Origin of the sequence: Shewanella sp. ZOR0012 (assembly GCF_000798835.1) — a bacterium.
Taxonomy (GTDB): Bacteria; Pseudomonadota; Gammaproteobacteria; order Enterobacterales; family Shewanellaceae; genus Shewanella; species Shewanella xiamenensis.
The window spans coordinates 1-274 of the sequence record NZ_JTLE01000003.1 but is presented as its reverse complement, the minus strand read 5'-3'; the positions used below and the strand labels follow the sequence as shown (position 1 = coordinate 274).

Annotated in this window: 1 pseudogene; it reads right to left on the bottom strand. The window is 44.9% G+C overall.

Annotated features, from left to right (window positions below):
• Window positions 1–274, bottom strand: a pseudogene (locus tag L976_RS00035) (alpha-amylase family glycosyl hydrolase); the annotation flags it as partial.

Below are 274 nucleotides of genomic sequence, written 5' to 3'. Positions count from 1 at the left end.
CGTTGAGATGGCTAATGAACGATTGGGTGAATCTAGCGAGTTAATTCGCTCCTGAATCGATGTAAAATCAGAGGATTGCAAAGAATCGGCAATGCCTGCTCGAATGGGGTTTAAATCGACATACATCATACACGCGAGCAGGGCTTGCTCATCTAGCAACGCTTGCGACTTAAATCGGCCTTCCCAAAAGGCGCCCTTGCACTCATCTTCACGATTAGCCTTACGGGCAATTTCTTCGTTTAAACAACGCATAAACCAAGAAATACTGCTTAAT